This window comes from Alitiscatomonas sp. (assembly GCF_037242085.1).
Taxonomy (GTDB): domain Bacteria; phylum Bacillota; class Clostridia; order Lachnospirales; family Lachnospiraceae; genus Alitiscatomonas; species Alitiscatomonas aceti.
Window position 1 is genome coordinate 1 of the sequence record NZ_JAXXBR010000005.1, and the last position, 1,909, is coordinate 1,909.

1 protein-coding gene and 1 pseudogene are annotated in these 1,909 nt (G+C 54.9%); one reads left to right on the plus strand and one right to left on the minus strand.

The features are described from left to right. Positions 1-809, minus strand: a pseudogene (locus tag WIH05_RS00040) (polysaccharide deacetylase); the annotation flags it as partial. Positions 810-1,121: 312 nt separating this feature from the next. On the opposite strand from WIH05_RS00040, the gene WIH05_RS00045 reads away from it, so the two are divergent. After that, a partial coding sequence (locus tag WIH05_RS00045) for a D-alanyl-D-alanine carboxypeptidase family protein (protein ID WP_337424783.1) occupies positions 1,122-1,909 on the plus strand: 788 nt, incomplete at its 3' end.

Sequence of the window (1,909 nt, forward strand, 5' to 3'; positions counted from 1 at the left end):
TCACAGGTGGGCTTTCCATCGTCCCCGATGACGATCCGGGTGGCAAAGCCGTCGCCCTTCATATAGTCATAATAGCAGACATCGTCCTGGGACATGACGAAGGGCTTCTTTCCCGGCGGCAGCATGATATCGCCGGCCACAAATTTTGGGTTTCCGTTTTCATCTGTGGTCTCATAGGCGATATCCCGCATCCGTACCAGCACATAGCCCCGTTCATACATCTGATCCAGGATCTTTAAAAATTCGCTTTTGGTGGTCATCACCTGGTTATAACCCTTTTCATCTGAATCGCCGTCAAAGGCTTTTTTATTATCCATGATCAGGGAGTGGAAGAACACATGGGTGATGGAGGCCGTATCAGCCCGGACCAGTGTTGTTTTTATCTCTTCATAGGACGCGATGGCATCCAGGACCGCCTGCTCACCGGAAAATTCTGCACTGTCCTTTAACAGGGCGATGGCTCCGTCATAGTCGTAGGAGGCGGCCAGGCCCGAGGCTTTGGAAAGGAGTTCGTCCAGGCCGGAGGATTCTGTTTCCGCAGGACTGGTCCCTGTTTCTCCGGACTCACCGTTTCCCGGGTCTGCGCCGGGCTCTGCGGGGCTGGATGCAGACGGGTCGTCGGGAGCAGGATGGGAGCCGGATCCGGGGAAGCCTTTTGTCTTAAAAAGCCAGATCCCAGCTCCGGCGGCAGCCAGGATCCCAAGGATCATGAAAAAGATGAGGATGCGGACCATGCGCTGGCGTTTTCTATGCTTCTGGCGTCTGGATATGTATGCACGGCGGCGGGTATAGTCGTCTTCAAACTGCATTGGATCACCTCGAATCGTATTTTTAAGCCCTTTTCTGCCGGGCGGGCTTTTTATCCCTCTGTGAGTCTGTTTCACATATTATAACATAATTTCCCGGAAGGTGTTATGGGAATCCGTGAAAAAAAGCAACAATCCAGCCATGTAAAGATCCGGATAGGACTGCTACGAAAAATACATAAAGATCCATGTCCCAGCCATATTTTGTAAGGAGATCATGACGGTTTGAGAGGACATGGTGGAAACGTGAAAAAAACAGGAAAACGGGCGGCCGCCCTTCTCCTATCCTGGGCGATGGCCCTGGGCGGCGGCTCTATGCCGGTGATGGCAGAAACGGTCCCAGGACGGGAAACGGTCCGGGAAGAAACGGAGGCGGGGCAGGCAGAGAGCCAGGAAAACGGCCAGACAGGGCCCCAGGGCCAGGAGACGGCCCAGCCGGGAGCTGTCCCGGAGGAGAGCGCCGGAGGGCCGCAGATCGCAGCGCCGTCAGCCCTTCTTATGGAGGCGTCCACGGGAACGGTGATCTTTGAAAAAAATGCCGACGAGCCCAGAAATCCAGCCAGCGTCACCAAGATCATGACACTGATCCTTATATTCGATGCCCTCCAGTCAGGAAAGATCCGTCTGGACGATCAGGTGGTGACCAGCGCCTACGCCAAATCCATGGGAGGCTCCCAGGTATTCCTGGAGGAGGGGGAGATGCAGACCGTGGAAACACTGATCAAGTGCATCGTCATCGCCTCCGGCAACGACGCCTCCGTGGCCATGGCGGAGTACATAGGCGGAGACGAGGGGACCTTTGTGCGGATGATGAACGAGCGGGCCGCAGGCCTTGGCATGGAGCGCACGAGGTTTGTGGATTGCTGCGGCCTTACAGATTCTCCGGATCATGTGACCACGGCCCGGGATATTGCCTTAATGTCCCGGGAGCTGATCACAAAATATCCACAGATCATCAATTATTCTACCATATGGATGGAAAACATCACCCATGTGACGAAGCAGGGAACAAAGGAGTTCGGCCTGTCCAACACCAACCGGCTTTTGAAGATGCCTGTGAATTTCCAGGTGACGGGCCTTAAGACCGGTTCCACCAGCATTGC